The 18,572-nt window shown below is 61.7% G+C and carries 11 protein-coding genes and 1 tRNA gene; 7 read left to right on the top strand and 5 right to left on the bottom strand.

The window, feature by feature from the left end; all coding sequences use genetic code 11:
• Nucleotides 1-136 precede the first annotated feature (136 nt).
• The gene (locus tag AAF358_25695; protein MEM7708969.1) at nt 137-808 is read right to left on the bottom strand and encodes a hypothetical protein; all 672 of its coding nucleotides are present in this window, start codon (nt 806-808) and stop codon (nt 137-139) included.
• 249 nt (nt 809-1,057) lie between these two features.
• On the opposite strand from AAF358_25695, the gene AAF358_25700 reads away from it, so the two are divergent.
• Both AAF358_25700 and AAF358_25705 read left to right on the top strand, forming a co-directional pair.
• Nucleotides 1,058-1,417: a helix-turn-helix domain-containing protein gene (locus AAF358_25700; GenBank protein MEM7708970.1), complete on the top strand. Its 360-nt coding sequence runs from the start codon at nt 1,058-1,060 to the stop codon at nt 1,415-1,417.
• Nucleotides 1,318-2,394, top strand: coding sequence for a site-specific integrase (locus AAF358_25705; protein ID MEM7708971.1), 1,077 nt, complete (start codon nt 1,318-1,320; stop codon nt 2,392-2,394). Before AAF358_25700 ends, AAF358_25705 begins: the two co-directional genes overlap by 100 nt.
• A 15-nt stretch (nt 2,395-2,409) precedes the next feature.
• On the opposite strand, the gene AAF358_25710 is transcribed toward AAF358_25705, so the two are convergent.
• The 3 genes from AAF358_25710 to AAF358_25720 form a co-directional block, all read right to left on the bottom strand.
• A tRNA-Lys gene (locus tag AAF358_25710) sits at nt 2,410-2,485 on the bottom strand.
• Nucleotides 2,486-2,715: 230 nt separating this feature from the next.
• Nucleotides 2,716-3,711 (bottom strand): adenosine deaminase, encoded by a 996-nt coding sequence (gene add / locus AAF358_25715; protein MEM7708972.1) that lies wholly within the window; start codon nt 3,709-3,711, stop codon nt 2,716-2,718.
• Between the two features lie 108 nt (nt 3,712-3,819).
• Complete coding sequence (locus AAF358_25720; GenBank protein MEM7708973.1) at nt 3,820-4,287, bottom strand: Dps family protein; 468 nt, start codon at nt 4,285-4,287, stop codon at nt 3,820-3,822.
• A gap of 96 nt (nt 4,288-4,383) precedes the next feature.
• Between AAF358_25720 and hrpA the strand changes: the two genes are divergently transcribed.
• Together hrpA and AAF358_25730 are read left to right on the top strand one after the other, a co-directional pair.
• The gene (gene hrpA / locus AAF358_25725) at nt 4,384-8,325 is read left to right on the top strand and encodes an ATP-dependent RNA helicase HrpA (protein ID MEM7708974.1); all 3,942 of its coding nucleotides are present in this window, start codon (nt 4,384-4,386) and stop codon (nt 8,323-8,325) included.
• Between the two features lie 32 nt (nt 8,326-8,357).
• A complete protein-coding gene (locus tag AAF358_25730) occupies nt 8,358-9,683 on the top strand; it encodes an MATE family efflux transporter (protein MEM7708975.1) in 1,326 nt (441 codons plus the stop codon).
• Nucleotides 9,684-9,715: 32 nt separating this feature from the next.
• Here the strand turns inward: AAF358_25730 and AAF358_25735 are convergent, their stop codons facing one another.
• The gene (locus tag AAF358_25735) at nt 9,716-10,267 is read right to left on the bottom strand and encodes a hypothetical protein (GenBank protein MEM7708976.1); all 552 of its coding nucleotides are present in this window, start codon (nt 10,265-10,267) and stop codon (nt 9,716-9,718) included.
• Between the two features lie 362 nt (nt 10,268-10,629).
• Between AAF358_25735 and AAF358_25740 the strand changes: the two genes are divergently transcribed.
• From AAF358_25740 to AAF358_25750, 3 genes are all read left to right on the top strand, one after another.
• Nucleotides 10,630-13,389 carry a hypothetical protein gene (locus tag AAF358_25740; GenBank protein MEM7708977.1) on the top strand — a complete coding sequence of 920 codons (2,760 nt, stop codon included), beginning with the start codon at nt 10,630-10,632 and terminating at the stop codon, nt 13,387-13,389.
• A 167-nt stretch (nt 13,390-13,556) separates the two neighbouring features.
• A complete protein-coding gene (locus AAF358_25745) occupies nt 13,557-15,650 on the top strand; it encodes a bifunctional (p)ppGpp synthetase/guanosine-3',5'-bis(diphosphate) 3'-pyrophosphohydrolase (GenBank protein ID MEM7708978.1) in 2,094 nt (697 codons plus the stop codon).
• Between the two features lie 200 nt (nt 15,651-15,850).
• Nucleotides 15,851-18,568 (top strand): protein kinase, encoded by a 2,718-nt coding sequence (locus tag AAF358_25750; GenBank protein ID MEM7708979.1) that lies wholly within the window; start codon nt 15,851-15,853, stop codon nt 18,566-18,568.
• Nucleotides 18,569-18,572: the final 4 nt, after the last annotated feature.

The raw sequence follows: 18,572 nt of genomic DNA on the forward strand, positions 1-18,572 counted from the left end.
ACCGGCACGCCGGCTTCGTGTTGCTTGAGAATGGCCAGAATCTGGCGGTCGGAAAATCGAGACTTCTTCATGCTTCACTCCTTCTGCGATCATCTTAAAAGTCTCTACTCAAAACCTCGACTAAAATCTGGGGGGATTACACTATCCCTGTCGTTTCTCTTACGGCTCTTACCATATTGTGGATCGCGAGGGTTACCAGCTCATTGGTCGCTTGTTCGTCAATAAAGGTATTGCTGACGCCCGGGCCGATTCTGAAATTATCTACCGCTTTCTCGACAATGTAAGCGTCAGTGCTCGCGCCGGCGAGGGCAGGATACGCCGCATAGGAGTCGACGCCTATACCTACAAAGCCAAGCCAACTTGACCCTGTTTCACGGTAGATTTTTAGAGTAGCTGTTCTGGTCGAATATGACGAAGATGTAGCAACGCCAACCACTTCGTTCCAGCCATCTTCTAGTCGGATTACGGCTTCACGCTGAACGTAAGTTCTTGAATCCGAGATGGTTTGCCTGAAACCCGACCCATTCGTCCGATTGGCTATTTCAACGTCTTCAACCCCATCACTTGACGACACTAGAATCGTCACGGGAATGCTTTGTGTGACAGCGCGAATCTCACTTTCAGTTGATGCTGTGTAACTCCGATCTGCAACCAAGCGAAGCTCGAGGTCACTTCCGACAAGTGGACGGCTCTCATTGGCGCCAGACTCATTTCTTTGAAACACACGCTCAGCGTCCTGAAGGTCCCTAAAGGTTGCCCAATCGAAACTGGCGCTCGAAATATTAACTACTTCGTCGTTGCGTGCCACGTACGTTTGAGACAAAGTCCATCGTTTTCTTAGGTCCAACGTATCTACAAAGGAAATTGTTAGAGAGATCTCTGCGGCACGGTTACGCGCAACGCCGCTATCGAGAACTTACTGGGCGGGATGCGCCAGCTGCCGGCGGCAAATCGTCGAGGGATCTCACTGCTCAGGAAAAAGCTGCTGACCAGGCAGCGCGGCTCCAGATTAGCACCGAGTTAGGCCACTCCCGCGAGCAAATCACGGCGACTTACCTTGGCCGATAATAACGCCCTCGACGAGACGCCAACGATCGGCACGACCGAAGCTGCACGCCTGCTCCACTGCTGCTCCGAAACCGTCAAACGCCGAGCGCGCGATGGCGAACTTCCAGGTCGGCGCGTCGGCCGATCCTGGGTTTTCCTTCGGGCTGACGTCCTAAACTACGTGCGGGGCTATACTGGTCCTGAGCGGTCGCCGCACCTATCAGGAAGGAGACTGCAATCATGCAAATCTACCAACGTGGTAAACGCGGCATCTGGTGGGTCCGGTTCACATCGCCGGATCACCGAAGAATACGCGTCAGCACTGGGACTGCCGATAAAAAGGCAGCCCAGGAATACGCCGACAAACTGAAGGCGGATTCATGGCGCGTTTGTAAGCTCGGGGACCGTCCCCGAAGGTCATGGCAGGAAGCTGTGATCCGTTTTTTGAAGGAGACGACCCACAAGCGAACCCATGCGCAGGACATTGCAAAGTTGAAGTGGCTCGATCCATACCTGGGGCATCTGATGCTGGATGAGGTCCGCCCGGATGTGCTTCGCTCCATTCGCGACCGCATCGAAGGTGGCCATGGCCCCAAGGGCGGTTCGACACGCGCAAACTGCAACCGTTACCTTGCTCTGGTTCGTTCGATCCTGCGCAAGGCGGCGGGCGAGTGGGACTGGCTGGACCGTCCGCCGGTGATCAAGCTTCATTCGGAAGGTCCGGGAAGCCGTCAGGAATATCGATGGCTCACCCGTTCCCAGGCCGACCGCCTGCTTCGACGACTTAAACCCCACCGGCACATTGCAGACATGATGCGATTCACCCTGGCTACGGGGCTAAGAGAGAGGAACGTCACTGGACTGACGTGGTCGCGTGTCGATATTCCTCGAAAAGTGGCCTGGGTCTCGCCCATCGAGTCCAAGTCCAGACGCGCTCTTTCGGTGCCGCTAAATGAGGATGCTATTCGGGTCCTTGGGTACTGGCACCTACGCCACCCGGATAACGTGTTTGTTTGGCGGTGTAGGCCGGTCAAGCGGGCCAACACGAAAGCTTGGCGCGACGCCTTGCGTGCGGAAGGGTTAAAGCCGCACCGGGGAAAGCACCAGGAGAACTTTCGCTGGCACGATCTGCGGCATACGTGGGCAACATGGCACGTGATGGCTGGAACGCCTCTGGAGGTGCTGCAGCAGTTGGGTGGCTGGTCGAGTTTTGAGATGGTGTTGCGGTATGCCCATCTCGCTCCGAGTCACGTAGCCGCCTATGCATCGAACGTCAGTGGCACAAATCTGGCACGTTTTGAAAACGAGACTCAATGCGCCCCATTGGAATCCGGGCTAAAGCACTGAAAAATATCGGAAAAATGGTGGGCCGTATAGGATTCGAACCTATGACCAATGGATTAAAAGTCCACTGCTCTACCAACTGAGCTAACGGCCCCAGGGAAGGCGGCGAATAATAATGTAATCGCTGCTGGCTGTACAGAGGCGCGGCCAATGGATTTGCGCTGTGCACATTGTCATCGGTGAGAGGCACACATTCACCAGGGAGACACCCAATGCATATTGGCCTGCTGTTTATCGGTTTACTGGTGTTTTTGGGATTGGTCGGCTAGCGGCTCAGGCGTCACCAGGCCGTTTGCGGCATGGAGTACTCTGTTAGCAGTCGTGTCAGTTCGCTTTCTTCGCTCGCAGGGCAGCCTTGTCGGCTTCGCTGAGAAACGCGGCGTCGACCGCGTTGAGCCGCGCTTGGCGAATCTGCGCTTCGCTCATGCCGGCGGCGGGCGCCGCCTGTTCGATTTCGTGCGGCAGGTCGATGCCACTGATCGACGGGTCGTCGCTGTTCAGCGTGACCTTGAGGCCGGCCTCTGCCATCTGCGTCACGGGGTGTGACGGATAGTCCGCGACCGCGCTGATGTGCAGGTTGGAGGTGATACATACCTCCAAGGGGATTTCGTGCTCCACCAGGAAATCTACGAGCTTAGGGTCTTCCAGCGACCGAAAGCCGTGGCCGATTCGGCTCGCCCCAAGGTCCCTGATCGCTGACCACACGCTGGCCGCACCGTCCGCCTCACCGGCGTGAACCGTCACCGCCAAGCCGGCGTCCGCGACCTTGCGGAAGTGATCCTTAAAAAGCGGGGCCGGGTAGCCGGCTTCGTCGCCGGCGAGATCGACGGCGATAAGGTGCTGGCGGTTGGCGAGGAGCGCGTCGAGCTCGCGGTGGCAGATCTCAGGCCCGTAGGTTCTACTCAGGATGCCGATCAGCTGACAGGGCAGGCCGGTTTCTTCGCGGCCCTGCGTGACGCCGTCCGCCACCGCAGCCACCACACTCGCCGGATCCAGCTGATGGCTCTCGGCCATAAACCACGGGCTGAACCGCAGCTCCGCATAGTCGATCCCGTGGCGTTGCATATCGAGGACGTTCTCATAAGCGATGCGACGGCACGCTTCGAGGTCCACCAAAATGGCGGTGAGATATTTGAACCGTTCAAGAAACGCCATCAGCCCGGGCTCCTTGCCGTCGATCTGGACGTAAGGCAAAAGGTCGGCGGCGTTGTCGGCCGGCAGCGGCACGCCGTGCTGCTTGGCCAGCTCGAGGATGGTCGTCAGCCGGACGTTACCGTCGAGGTGGCGATGCAGGTCCACCAGCGGCAGGTTGGGGTCCATGGTTGTCACGCGAGCACTCGCTAAGGCAATCAATGAGAAATAGTTAAAGGTCCGAGAGCCCTGAAAGACTCTCGGACCCAAAGTTGGTCCTGAGCAGTGTGACTGACGTCAGGCCAGCAGGCTGCGCAGCATCCAGGCGTTTTTCTCATGCACCTGCATCCGCTGGGTCAGCAGGTCTGCCGTAGGCTCATCGCCAGCCTCGTCGGCTGCCTCGAAAACACTGCGTGCTGTCCGCACGACCGTCTCTTGCCCGTCCACGAGCTGCCCGATCATCTCTTCGGCACTCGGAACGCCGGTTTCTTCGGCGATCGACGAAAGCTCGGCAAACTGCTTGTAAGAACCCGGCGCGGCTACGTCCAACGCCCGAATCCGCTCGGCGATCTCATCGACCGCGGTTGCCAGCTCCGTGTAATGCGTCTCAAACAGCGTGTGCAGCGTCGCAAACATCGGCCCGGTCACGTTCCAATGGAAGTTGTGCGTCTTCAGATATAATGTGTAGCTATCCGCCAGCAGTCGGGACAGGCCTTCAGCGATCTTGTCTCGGTCTGATTCGTTGATTCCGATGTTGATGCTCATTGCTCGTACTCCTTAATCGATGCGGCTATGTTACGCATTGATATTCAATTGTTCAAATCAATTGATATGATTATATCGATTGAGTATTGCTATTAAATGACCAAGCCCGAGCGCCAGAATCCGCCGTCAGACCCAGCAGCTAGCGACACCGCTGGCGCCTCGGCTGCACTCGATCTTAGCGGGGTGATGAATCGCGATGTCCCGGAGCTGCAGCGGCGCGTCCGACTGATTGCGCGGCGTCGCCGCGAAGGCAAGCCGGTGGACCGAGCCGTGGCGGCGCTTGAGGCCATGGCCGCCGAATCCCGCGCGGCCCGGGAATCACGCGATGCGGCGGCGCTAAGGGTGGAGTTTGATCCTCAGCTGCCCATCAGCGGGCATATCGACGAAATCTGCCGTCAGCTTCAAAACCACCAGGTGCTGGTGGTCGCCGGTGAAACCGGTTCCGGCAAAACGACCCAACTCCCCAAGGCCTGCTGGCTGGCGGGGCGCGGCCGGGTGGGATGGATCGGATGCACGCAGCCTCGGCGAATTGCCGCCAGGAGCATCGCGGCCCGGCTGGCGGAGGAGCTCAACGTAACCGTGGGTGAGGCCGTGGGCTATCAGGTGCGCTTCGACCAGCAGGTCGGCACCGATAGTCTCATTAAGGTCATGACCGACGGCATCCTGCTGAGCGAAACCGAGCGCGACCGCCAGCTGATGGCGTACGACACGCTGATCATCGACGAAGCGCACGAGCGCTCCCTCAACATCGATTTTTTGCTGGGCTACCTCAAGCGCCTGCTGCCCAAGCGCCCCGATCTAAAGCTGATTATCACCTCAGCGACCATCGATACCGCCCGCTTTTCGGCGCACTTTGATGATGCGCCGGTGATCGAGGTTTCTGGCCGCAGCTACCCGGTCGAGATGCGATACAGGCCGCTGCTGGACGAGTCGGGCGAAAGTATCAGCCTGCCCGATGCGATCGTTCAGGCGGTGGCTGAACTCAGCCAGGTGGACCCTCGCGGCGACGCGCTGGTATTCCTGTCCGGCGAGCGCGACATCCGCGAGGCGGCGGATGCCCTCAGCAAAGCCCAGCTCCGGAACACCGAGATCCTGCCGCTCTACGCCCGGCTGTCGCGCAAAGACCAGCAGAAAATCTTTCGCCCCGGAGCAGCACGCCGCATTGTGCTGAGCACCAACGTCGCCGAAACCTCGCTGACCGTGCCGCGCATCCGCTTTGTGATCGACACCGGGCTTGCCCGAATCTCTCGCTACAGTCAGCGCAGCAAGGTGCAGCGCCTGCCGATCGAGCCCATCTCGCAGGCAAGCGCCAATCAGCGGTCAGGGCGCTGCGGTCGACTCGGGCCCGGCGTTTGTATTCGGCTTTTCGCCGAAGACGATTTTGACGCTCGCGAGCGCTACACCCAGCCGGAAATCCTGCGCACCAACCTGGCTTCCGTCATTCTTCAAATGGAGCTGCTCAAGCTGGGTCAGGTGGAAGACTACCCGTTCCTGGATCCACCCTCCGCGGCCTTTATCCGCGATGGCTACCATCTGCTGACGGAACTCAACGCGATCGACGCCGGGCAGAAGCTCACGGCGCTGGGCCGCAAGATGGCGCGCTGGCCGCTGGACGTTCGATTGGCGAGGCTCGTGCTTGCGGGTGAGAAGCTCGGCTGTCTCGACGATGCGATGGTGCTCGCCGCCTTTTTGTCGCTGCCGGACCCGCGCGAACGACCGTTGGACGCCCAGCAGGCGGCTGATCAGCAGCAGGCCCGCTGGCAGGATACCCAGTCCGACTTCGGGGGCGTCCTGCGGCTGTGGCAAGAGTGGCTGGGCGTGCGGGCGGATCAATCCCAGCGTCAGCAGCGTAGCTGGGCACGTGACCATTTCTTGAGCTACCTGCGCTTGCGTGAGTGGCACGACCTGACGCGCCAGCTGGCTGACGTTGCGGGCGTGTCCAAACCCGGGCGGCTGGCTCCGCCAGAGGGTACGGAGCGAGAGGTCGCGGCGGCGGAGAAGGAACGCAGCGATCGGGTTCACAAAGCGCTGCTCAGCGCATTTCTGGGGCATGTCGGCGTCAAAGACGAGAAGGGCTACCTCGGCGCGCGCGATCGTCGCTACGACATCTTTCCGGGCTCCGGTCTTTTCAAGCGCGGGCCGCGGTGGATGGTCAGCGCTTTTCTGGTCGAAACCACCCGACTTTACGCCAGGCTCAACGCCTCGGTTGAGCCGGCCTGGATCGAACAGGCGGGCGCGCACCTGATCAAACGACGCTTCTTTGATCCCTACTGGTCTCGACGACAGGGCAGGGTGCTGGGGTATGAGCAGGTCAGTCTCTATGGACTCGTTCTGGTCGGAAAGCGCCGGGTGCATTTCGGGCCGCACGAGACGGCTGAGGCCCACCGGGTGTTTCTACTGGAGGCGCTCGCTCGCGGAGAACTTAATACGCGAGGGAAGTTTGCTGAGGCTAATCGAAGGCTATTGGCGCAGCTCGAATCGCTCGAGCAGCGCATGCGCCGGGCCGACCTGCGGGTGGATGATGAAGCTCTGGCTGAGGTGTTTGGCGCACGCGTTCCTGGTCATATTCACAGTGCGAAGCAGTTTGAGAAATGGCGCGGTGAGGCCGAGCAGGCTGATCCCCGCTGCTTGTTCCTGGCTGAAGCTGACGTATCGACCAGCCAGCCGGTGCCGCTGGCTGACGACTGGCCAGACAGCCTTGAACTTGCAGGCGCGAGCTTTCCCTTGAAATATCGGTTCGATCCAGCGGCGGACGACGATGGCGTCACGCTTGAGCTGCCGCTGGCGCTCGTCAATCTGCCCGCGGCGGAGCCGCTGGAGTGGCTGGTCCCCGGCTATCTGGCGGATAAGGTCACCGCGTTGCTCAAGAGTCTGCCCAAAGCGCTTCGCCGGCGCGTTGTGCCAGCGCCGGACTACGCCCGGAAGTTCCTTGAAAGTCCCACCGACGAGGATCGGCATGGGTCACTGCGCACGGCCTTGGCGACGTTCCTTACCCGGGAAACGGGGCAGGAATTCAGTGCTGCGCAGTTTGATGAAGCCAATCTCGAACCCTGGCTGCGCATGAATGTCCGTCTGCTCGACGGGAAGGAGGTGTTGGACGAGGGTCGCAGCCTCAGCGCCATCACGCGCCGCTGGGAAGAGCAGGGGCGCGAGCAGTTTCTACGTCTGAGCGAAGCGACGCTGCGTCACGACGGCGCCCGCGAATGGCGCTTCGGATCGATCCCTGAGACGACCGAACTGCCGGGCGACATCACGGCCTACCCTGCGCTGGTGGATCAGGGCGACGCGGTGGGCGTTCGGGTCTTTGACGGTGAGGTTGAGGCACGCGAACACCATCGGTACGGGCTGCGCCGCCTGCTGGTGCTGAGTCTGGCGGACCGTTTCAAATACCTGGGTCGGCATCTGGCGCTGACTCCGGAGAACTATCTGCAGTATGCCGGCGTTGGCTCCGCCAAAGAGCTGGAGCACGACATCTTGTATGCCGTTTCCATGGCGCTGGTCGACGAAGGTGAAGCCCCGCCGCGCAGCGAAGCAGCGTTTGAAACGTTGGCAGCTCGAGCGCGTTCTCAGGTGGTACGCGCTGGTACCGAGCTTTCGACGCTAGTTGCAGAAGTGCTCAAGCGATTTCATCAGATCAGGCATCAGCTCAACGATGAGCTGGAAAAAATCTCGCCCAGCGCGGTCGCCGACGTGCACCAGCAGCTCGAATATCTGATTTATCCGGGCTTCCTGACGGAGGTGACCTACGGGCGCCTCACGCACTACCCGCGCTATCTGGACGGTATCTCGCTGAGGCTCGAGCGGCTGGAGAAAGATCCGCTGAAGGATCGGCGGCATCTGTCGCAGATCAGCGGATTTTGGGACGACTACATCCAGCGCTGCGCTATTGAGGACGGCTATCCCGCCGCGCTTGACGAGTTTCACTGGCTGCTGGAGGAATACCGAATTTCGCTTTTCTCCCAGCCGCTCAAAACCGCCCAACCGGTTTCAGCGAAGCGCCTCAAGAGCGCCTGGACGAAGGTCTTGGCCCCGGCCTGACGCAGGCCGTCGGCAAACTCACAAGTCTTGTCATGACCGATCGTTCCCCTATCGCTCCGCCTAATCATCGACAGGTGCTCAACCTCGCCTGGCCGATGATCTTATCCAACGTGTCTATCCCGCTGCTCGGCATGGTCGATACCGCGGTCGTCGGGCATCTGCCCGAGGCGCACCACCTCGGGGCGGTGGCGGTTGGCGCCACCATCTTTAGCTTTGTGTTCTGGGGCTTCGGGTTCCTGCGCATGGGCACCACCGGTTTTGTGGCGCAGGCCTATGGCAAGCAGGACAAAATTCGCGTGACCGTCCTGCTGGCCCAGGCTGGGCTGCTCGCGCTGGTCATCGCGGCGCTGATCATCGCGGCGCAGTTTTTTATCCGGGAGATTGCAGTCGGGCTGATTGCGCCGCCGCCTGAGGTCGCCGCCGGCGCTCGGACCTATTTCGCCATCCGAATCTGGGCGGCACCGGCAACCCTGCTTACCTACGCGCTGGTCGGGTGGTTTCTGGGCTGTCAGGACGCCCGCTCGCCGCTGCTCGTCATGCTCACGGCCAACGTCGTCAACATCGTCTTTGATCTGATCTTCGTCGTGGGGATGGACCTTGGCGTAGCGGGTGTCGCCTGGGCGTCGCTGCTGGGCGAGTATCTCGCGGTGGGGCTCGGCCTGGTGCTGGTTGCACGACGCCGAATGCTGGGGCTGGCCTGGCGCGAGCGTTCTCGGATATTCAACCGCGATGAGTTGCGCGCACTGCTGCGCGTCAACGGCGACATTATGCTGCGGACGCTTTGCCTGATCTTTACTTTCGCCTTTTTCACCCGCCAGGGCGCGCAGCAGGGTGAGATTGTGCTGGCGGCCAACGCCATCTTGCTGAACCTGCAGAGCTTCATGGCCTACGGCCTGGACGGTTTCGCCCACGCGGCGGAAGCACTGGTCGGTCGGGGCATCGGCGTAGGGCGACGCAAGCACATCGTGGAGGCTATCCGGCTCAGCGGCTGGTGGTCGCTGTGGTTTGCTTCAGCCATGGCGCTCCTTTATCTGCTGTCAGGGCAGTGGATCGTCTCGCTGATGACCGACATTGAGTCCGTGCGGGCAGCAACCGCCCGCTTTCTGCCCTGGATGATCCTGTCGCCGCTCGTGTCGGTGTGGAGTTTCTGGCTCGATGGGATATTCATCGGCGCGACGCGCGGGCGCGACATGCGCAACACGATGCTGGTCTCAACGTTTGTCGCTTTTTTGCCGGCCTGGTGGTTCCTTCAAGGATGGGGAAACCATGGGCTGTGGGCGGCGTTTATGGTGTTTTTTGCCGTGCGGGGGCTGCTGCTGGGGTGGCTGACGCCCCGCATTGTTCGCCTTGGGAGCTAAATTCCGGCCTCGAGTCGCCGGGACCGGCCACGCTATTTAATGCGTTTGACCTTTACGGACCGGCCGACACCCTCGACGTACAGCTTCCACGATCCCAACGATTTCGGTTCGATGGTGACCTTGGGGCTGTCAGAGCTGGCGCGTACCTCGCCTGATCCAACCTGCTGCCAGACCATGCCGTTGTCGAGCTTGAAGCGCGTTCGACCGGACCAGCCGGTGAATTTACCGTCGATTCGGGCCTCGATGGGCGTGCGGGAAGATTCTTTGGGCCGTAGACCTCGCTGGTCAATAGTGGCAGACTCTCGCGCCGCCACCGCTGGCGCGGGGGTGGTGGCGCCCCCTGTCGACGCCGGCGCGCCGGCAGCGGGTGCGTTTGCGGCCTTTGGGGGAGACGCCGGGGGCCGGTCGTCTTTTAGCCATTGGTTTAAAAACTCTAGTTCCGCAGGGCTAAGCTTATCGAGGCCTGCCTGCTCGAACTCCTGGCCGGTCATGCGTTCCTCGAGGGTCGACTGCGCCAATGCGGCGCTCGCGACAAAAAGGTGAGCGCCTGTGGCGAAGATCAAGAAGCGGGCAAATCGATGCATACGGATGTCCAGATAGTTTTCGGCAACGGCCGGGGGCATTCTGAGCGACAAACAGGGTTTTTTGCAACGCGGATTGAGAACGTAAATTTAACGCCGAGCTAATGTTTGTTTGTTAGCCTGTGCGAAATTTTGGACCTACGTCCCGTAGTTTTGGGGCAGCATTTGTTAAACTACTTTAAGTAAGTGGGCCAACCGCCTAGGCCCTAAGCCAGAGCCGGGGGACACCGTGCGGCGCAACGAACCAGGCAACAGGTTGGTTTATTGGCGGGAGGGCACCCGATGTTATGGCCGAGGGCCAGGCTCGGTGCCGGCACACAATCGATTATATGAAGCGCGGACATGACCGTGCTCGAGAGCATTTTATGAGCTTATTTGACCGGATTGGCAGCAGCGGCGCCCTGGGGACAGGTCGTGCTGCCATTCTTACTTCAGGGCTGCTGGCCGCGGTTCTCGCGGTGCCGGCGGCACACGCTGAAACGGGCGGTTCGCTGCGCCTGGCCAGGAACGATTCAGGCAGTATCGTCCAGGCGATCGCTATTAAAGAATGGCGTTTTGATGCCCGGACCGGCGAGCTGCGGGTGACCAGCCAGGGTGGCGCACGCCGCTGCGGAATCAGCTCCGGTAAGCAGAGTGACCAAACGCTGATTCTCGATGGCGTCCGGTATCCGGTGGAACGGTTCCGGGTCGCCGGCAAGAACGAAAAGCGGATTGAAGTCACGCCGGTGATTGTCGGCGAGATGTTCCCGCTGTGCGTTGTTCCGCAGGCTTCGCCGGGGCTAGTCTCCGCAGTGAGCACCAAAGGCTCAGCTTCCGGGCTAAACGTAGAACTCGACGTGTTGGGCCAGCCCCCGAGCGATCTTGGAGTTTCGGACGGCATCGGCTACGACGTGTTTGCTGCACCGGCAACCATTTCTCTGGGCCTCACGGAAGACGTGCTGTGCCTGCAGGGTCCCGGTCAGGGCGGCGTGCGGCTGTCGGTGACCGACACCAACCTGATCACCACCAACTACCAGGGGTTCCAGTCTCTCGACTACCGGCCCTTTGGTGGCAGCGGCTCGGCCCAACCGACGCTGCGCGCGATGACCGACGGAAACCCAGTTTGTCTGGCTTTTCCGGCGTTGGCCCAGGTGGTAACGCCAGAGACGCCAGCCAGCACCTGCTCTCCGGCAGACATTTTCTTTGTCGACGGCTTTGAGGACGGCGGAAGCCCAATCGGAGGCCCGGCCAGCACCGATCTGGAGATCGATCTGCGCCTGGTCGAAAACCCGAACACCACCACCCTCCAGAATGCCGTTTACGAGCTCGTGGTCACCAACTGCGGCGACAATCCAGCGACCAACGTAGTCGTACGAGACTTCTACCCCACCGGCGGCACCCAGTCGGGTAAGCCAACCCGCTTGGGCTCGGGGACGTGGAGCTGTACCTCCGGCGCCACGTGTGCCGACGGCTCCGGTTACGTTGACGTTAACGTGGGTACGCTCGACCCGGGCGCGACGGCAGTGATCAACGTCGATCGGCCACTGACCGCTGGAAACGCGGGCGAGACCCTCCAGGTGACGGCGTCCGTGGCGGAGCTCGACGGCAACGGCGAGAACGATCCAAGCGACAACATCGCCAGCTGGGAATTTGACGTTCGTGATAACGAGCTTCCGGCAGGCACAGCCACCGGCAGCTGCACCATCGACGAAGACTCCGGCACCACCGACGTCGCGGCCGCCGGCTGCAACAACGGCGAAGGTTATGCGATCGAGGTGACCGACTCTGACGGCACCATCGCCGCGGTCAGCGCCACCTCGCTCAATACCAACATCCTGACGGTGGTCGGCGACCCGACCTTCACCGGTGTCGGCACCGACACGATTACGGTCACCGGACTTCAGGTGGCCACCGTGGCTGACGCCAACGGCTCCGCCACCGTTCGCGTTTCGATTACCGACGATCTCGGTGGTATCGGCAACGTCGATCTGAGCATCACCGTTGACGCGGTGAACGATCCGCCGACAATCACGGTGCTCGGCGGCTTTGATTACAACGGCGGCGATCCAATTTTCGCCGGCCCGAACTGCGACCAGACGTCTTCAACGGACTGCGCTGATCAAAGCTACCCCGCCAGCGTCGGGGCCTTCAACGCAACCTTCGCGGATTGGGTCGTCGCGGTTTCACCCGGACCGGCTGATGAGGCAGGTCAGCTCACGTCGGTCAGCATCGGTGCGCCGAGCGATCCGTCACTGTTCATCGGGGCGTCTTTCGAGCCGAGCCTGATCGAACGGGTTGGCGGGACCTGGGACCTCGATTACGGCCTGAACGGCGACAGCGGCACCGCGACGGTCAGCATCACCGTCACCGACGACCAGGCGGAAAACAACGAGACGGTGTTTAGCTTCGACATTCTGGTCGACAACTCACCGCCGGTAGTCTCCGTGACCGGGGCGCCGAACACGATTCCCGAAGAGTCGGTGGACGAGACGCTCTCAGGCGGAGGATTCTTTGTTGCCGCGTCAGATCCGGAAAACGATGCGGTCACCATCAGCGTGACCTCATCCGACCAGAGCCTTGTGGCTGACGGCGACATCGTCGTGGACGACGCAGATCTCAACAACATACAGATTACGGTCACCACTCAGCCGAACGCCTTTGGCATCGTCGATCTGTCGGTGGTGGCCACCGATACGGTCGACTCGGCGCCCGGCATCGTGTCGCTGACCGTGGACAACGTGAACGATCCGCCCACCGTCGTGTTCTCTGATGCCGCGACTATCGAAGCTGACGGCAACGTGATTAGCTTTACGGCCGGCGACCCGCCGGAGCTGACGGTGAACGACGCTGGCGGCATCCAGTTCATCCCCAACCTGGTGCAGGTGGCGGGTGACGCGGTGCTCGGTGAAAACGAGGGCTCGATCGACGCGCTGATCTCGAACGGCGTGGTTGTCACCGTCCTGAGCGATCCTTCCGGCGTGCTGAATGGTGCGCCTTCGGCCGACGATAACGGCCAGCTGGCCTATGTACTTGCCAGTCCGGCGGTCGCAGGTAGCGCCACGCTGCAGATCACCGTGACCGACAACGGCTCGCCGAACGAAACCTCAACGCCGCAGGAGCTGACCTTCACCGTTCAGACGCCCTGATTCGGCTTCAAAAAGGGGTCAGGTTAACTTTCTGCAGAAAGTTAACCTGACCCCTTTTTGGCTTTTCCTGTTTTGATGCCGGGCTGACCGCCCGGCAGGCGGCGCGGGTCTCTGGCGGTGCCGCCTTTTTCCTGACCCCCATTTGTTTTCTACAATAGGCGGCTGACATGCAGCGTCAAAAGCCCCAATACCGCAATCTGGCCAACTGGTGGGACTACTATCAGCAGGCCCATCATGCGAGCGCCCTGGAGGACCTGGATGCGGTGATTTCGCCGCTGCTGGGTGACGAAGCGGCGCGCGAACAGCTGCTGCCTGCGCTGCTGACGCTTGGGGATCTTGAGGTCGACCCATACTGCCTGGCGGTGTACTGTGACTACTTTGTCCATCGCGAGGGCGAACGCACCGCTCGGTTTCCTCTGACCCGTCAGATTCTGCAGATCGATCGCCTCGAAGACTCTTTCGACCCCGATGCCGGCGCTGACGAGGGCCTCCGGCGGCTCCTCATGGCGATGGTGAAGGACGTTCGCGTGGTGCTGGTTGTGCTGGTGCAGCGCCTGGTGGGCCTGAGGCAGCTGACCTCTGCCACCGAGGCGGAACAGCGCAGCGCCGCGTCATTGGTCAAAGCGATCTACGCGCCGCTGGCGAACCGGCTCGGAATCTGGCAGCTCAAATGGGAGCTGGAGGATCTGGTTTTCCGGTTTCTCGAGCCGCAGCTGTATCGGCGAATCGCGGGTTTGCTGTCGGAACGGCGCATGGATCGCGAGCGCTATATCCGCCGATTCATCGATCAGGTCAAGACCGAGCTCGCCGGCGTGGGTATTGAGGCGGAGGTCGTCGGGCGGCCAAAACACATCTTCAGCATCTGGAAAAAGATGCAGCGCAAAGGACTTGCGTTCGCGCAGCTCCACGACATCCGCGCGGTTCGGGTGCTCGTAGACGACGTTGCGCAATGTTACTCGGCGCTGGGGATCGTACACACGCTCTGGCGTCCGGTGCCCGGGGAATTTGACGACTATGTTGCCAACCCCAAAGGCAACAACTACCAGTCACTGCATACCGCGGTCTTTGGTCCAGAGGGCAAAACCGTCGAGATCCAAATCCGCACCCAGGCGATGCACCAGCATGCGGAGCTTGGCGTGGCGGCGCACTGGCGCTACAAGGAGGGCGGGGAGCACGACCCCGGTTACCAGCGCAAGCTCAACTGGATGCGTCAGCTGCTGGAAGGCGGTGATGAGGCGACGGTCCTCGACGAGTTTGGCCCTGACGGCGACGAGGACCGTGTTTATGTGCTCACGCCCAAGGGCAAAGTGCTGGACATGAAGCGCGGCAGCACGGTGCTCGATTTTGCCTACCAGGTCCATACCTCCGTCGGAAACCGGTGCAAAGGCGCGAAGGTGAACGGCCGAATTGTGCCGCTCACCTTTCAGCTTCATAACGGCGAGCAGGTCGAGATCCTCACCAGCAAACAGGAGGACCCCAGCCGGGATTGGCTGGTGCCCCGTCTGGGATATCTTGCGAGCGCCCGGTCGCGGTCCAAGGTCCGCCAGTGGTTTCGTCAGAAAGACCGCGATCGGAACCTGGCGGAGGGCCGCGAGATTCTGGACAAGGAGCTGAAGCGCCTGGGGCTGCCGGGTAAAGACCTGCAGCCGTTGGTTGAGCGCTTCAACTTCAAGGATTTGGACGGGCTATACGTGGCGGTGGCGATCAGCGAGGTGACCGTCGGCCAGGTGGCGGCGGCGCTCGAGGACTTCAGCCGCAGCGACGAAGAGGCGCTGCCGCTGGTGCGCGCGCCGCAGAAGAAGCCTCGCAACGACGACGACCTGATCATCGAAGGCGTGGGGCAGCTGCTGACGGTGATCGCCAAGTGCTGTTCCCCATTGCCGGGTGATCCGATCATCGGCTTTGTCACCAAAACTCGCGGCGTGAGTATCCACCGACGGGACTGCAAAAATGTGGATCGGCTGATTCGCAACGATCCGGCGAGAATGCTGGAGGTTGCGTGGGGCGGCGACACCAAAGGCAAATATCAGGCAGAGGTGCTGCTGCACGCTTATGACCGCAAGAACCTGGTGCGGGACATTGGCCAGCTCACGTCCAATCTGCGCAGCGAAATGCTCAGTTTTCATACCCAGGTCGACGCAGCTCGGGGCGAAGCCGAGATCCGTATGCTCGTGCAGGTCACCGACTTTGATCATCTCAACGACCTACTCAACCGTCTGGTGGCGCTGCCCAACGTGACCAGCGCCGTGCGTACCGGATGAGTTGACGTAACCGGCGCCGTCTGGCCGTGCTGGGGCCAAGGTTTGCAGGAAGGATCAAGACGGTTCAGGTATCACAATCATTCACCGCGAAATGGGGCTTTTGCACCCAAATTGCCTTACTATTCTGACCACTAACAAACATAAGGGGCATGGCTGATGAGCGCGGGCCACCAGCCGGAGCCCCGAGCCGCAACGATTCAATGGATTCAGGTCAATCAGTAGCTATTCCCGGCTATTCCGTGGAGCGAGAGCTCGGACGCGGCGGTATGGCCGTGGTTTACTCGGCGGTCCAGGAATCGGTTGAGCGGCGGGTTGCGCTCAAGGTGATGTCGCGGGTTTTGTTGGTCGACACAAGCTTCAGCGAGCGGTTCATGCGCGAGGCGAAGATCGCCGCTAATCTCTATCACCCGAATATTGTTGCCGTGCACGATGTCGGTGTTTACGACGAGCAGCACTACATCGCCATGGAGTACTTGTCGGGTGGCGATCTGGCGGTTCGCTGCGGCGACAATATCCAGCTGGTCAGCACCGTTCGCGTGGTGCGGGAAATCGCCAGCGCTTTGCATTACGCGCACAGCAAAGGGTTTGTGCATCGCGACGTTAAGCCGGAGAACATCCTGTTCCGCGAGGACGGCAGCGCGGTGCTGACCGACTTTGGGATCGCCCGGGCGGTCAATTCGGCGACGCAGATGACCAAGACCGGCGCCGTCGTCGGCACGCCGCAGTACATGAGTCCGGAGCAGGCGCGAGGTAAAGACCTAGACGGTCGTTCGGACCTGTACGGGCTCGGCATTGTGTTTTACGAGATGCTCATGGGGCGGGTGCCGTTTGAGGGCAGCGACTCCGTGGCCGTCGGCATCCAGCACGTCACCGAGCCGGTTCCCCGGCTCCCCGATAAGCTGCACTACATCCAGCCAGTGCTGGAACGTTTCCTGGCCAAACATCCGGACGATCGTTATCAGTCCGGCGGTGAGGCGGTGGTCGATCTGCAGAATCTCGAGCAGCGGCTGCTCAGCGGCGAGGTCCCGGTAGTCCCGGGAGTGGCCGGATCCAACCGGGAGACGCGGATCAGCAATCCACCGTCAGCCGGGCCGCTGCCGGAGCTGACGCCCCTGGATGAGACCCGCGCTATGCCAACGCCGACGGTCGGCGAGAAGCCGGAGCCGGTGCAAGCCGATACGCCGGCGCCCCAGAGTCCGCCGGCGCCAGGCACTCCGCTCTCGGCCACGCCCCGTCCGGACGGGAGCGTGCGCCAGGAACCGCGGCTGGGCTCGATGGATGATCTCAGCAGCTTCGACCGAACCGTCAGCCACCCTCAGTACAACCCGGCGCAGGCGGCCGCGGGTTCGGACAGGCAGAAAAAGGGAGGCGCCGGGCGCTGGGTGGTGATTCTGGTTCTCCTGGCCGGCATCGGCGGGGTGGGTTTCTGGCAGCAGGATCGGCTGCTGGCGTTGCTGCCGAATCAGGACGTCAATCGATGGCTGGCACAGGCAGAGCAGGCGGGTGACTTCGGCCGTTGGTACGGCGAATCGAGCGATTTTGCCAACGTGCTCTACCAGCGGGTTTTGGAGGCCGATCCCACCAATCGCCGGGCTTTGGCGGGTTTAGAGCTGGTGGCGCTGTCGCTGTGTGATGACGCTGAGCAGGCGCTGGTGGACGGCAACCCCAGCCAGGCTGAGCTCTTGCTTTCGCGTGCCCGCGAGCTATCACCCGACCTGCCCCGGGTCGTAGAAATTACGGCGCGGTTAGCTGAGCCTGATCGCCCGCCGGCTGAGCCGGAGCCAGCGCCCGTCGTCGATCGATCTTCCGAGATCGCCGGCTTGCTGGAGCAGGCCCAGGTACACCTGCGGGCGGGTCGGCTCGTGCGGCCCGCGAGCGGCAGCGCCCTGAGCGCCTTTGATCAGGTGCTTGAGATCGATCCGCAGCAGGCGGACGCGCTGGCGGGTCGAGCCATCATCAACGATCGCCTCAGCCAGGATCTTGCGGCGGCGATCACCGCGAGGGATATCAGCGCCGCGGATCAGGCGCTCCAGCAGCTGGTGTTGGTGTCGGAGGATGCCGTCGCTTTGAACAATGCCCGCCAGCAGCTCGACGGTCTGCGCAGCGAGGCGGAGAACCGGCAGCGCGCCGAGGAGGTGCGGCAGCAGCGCATCACCCAGATGCTGCAGGAGGGTGAAGCCTTTTTGGCGCGTGATCAGCTGAACGAGCCGCCCGGCGAAAATGCCAGCAACCGGTTTCGCGGCGTGCTGCGCGCGGACCCGACCAACGAGGCGGCGCGCGACGGCCTCGAGCGGGTGGCTCGTCGCTACATGGTGCTGACCGAGCAGGCGCTCGAAGACGATCGACTCGATGAGGCGGAAACCATGATCGGCTATATTGAAGATCTGAACCCGGCCCAGGCGGGGCTGGGCCGGGCCAAGCGCCGGCTGGCGATTTACCGGGAGCAGAACGAGCGCAATCAGGGGGTCAGCGACTCTCAGCGTCAGCAGGTGGATGGGCTGCTAGCGCAGGCTCGCACCGCGCTGGATGAGGGGTCGCTCATGCAGCCGCCCGGGTCTTCAGCTTTCGATTCCTACAAAGCGGTGCTTCGGATCGAGCCGGGCAACGGAGAGGCGCAGCAGGGGCTGAGCCGAGTCTCGGAGCTGCTGGCCGGTCGGGTGCGCGGCCAGCTGGGTGCCGGGGAGCTAGAGGTGGCCTTGGCGTCGTTTCTCGACGCCGAGCAGACCAATCCGGCCAATCCCAATCTGCCGCTTTTGCGCGCGGATCTTGGGGCCGCGCTGCGTGATGCGGCGCGCGTGGCGATTGATGCGGGACGGCTGGAAGACGCGGGCGGCTGGCTGACCCGAGCGAGCGACGTGGATCCGGGGCATCCGGATCTGGATGCGCTTCAGCTGCAGCTCAGTATCGCGAGCGAATAGGGCA

This window comes from Pseudomonadota bacterium (assembly GCA_039033415.1).
Taxonomy (GTDB): Bacteria; Pseudomonadota; Gammaproteobacteria; order Xanthomonadales; family SZUA-38; genus JANQOZ01.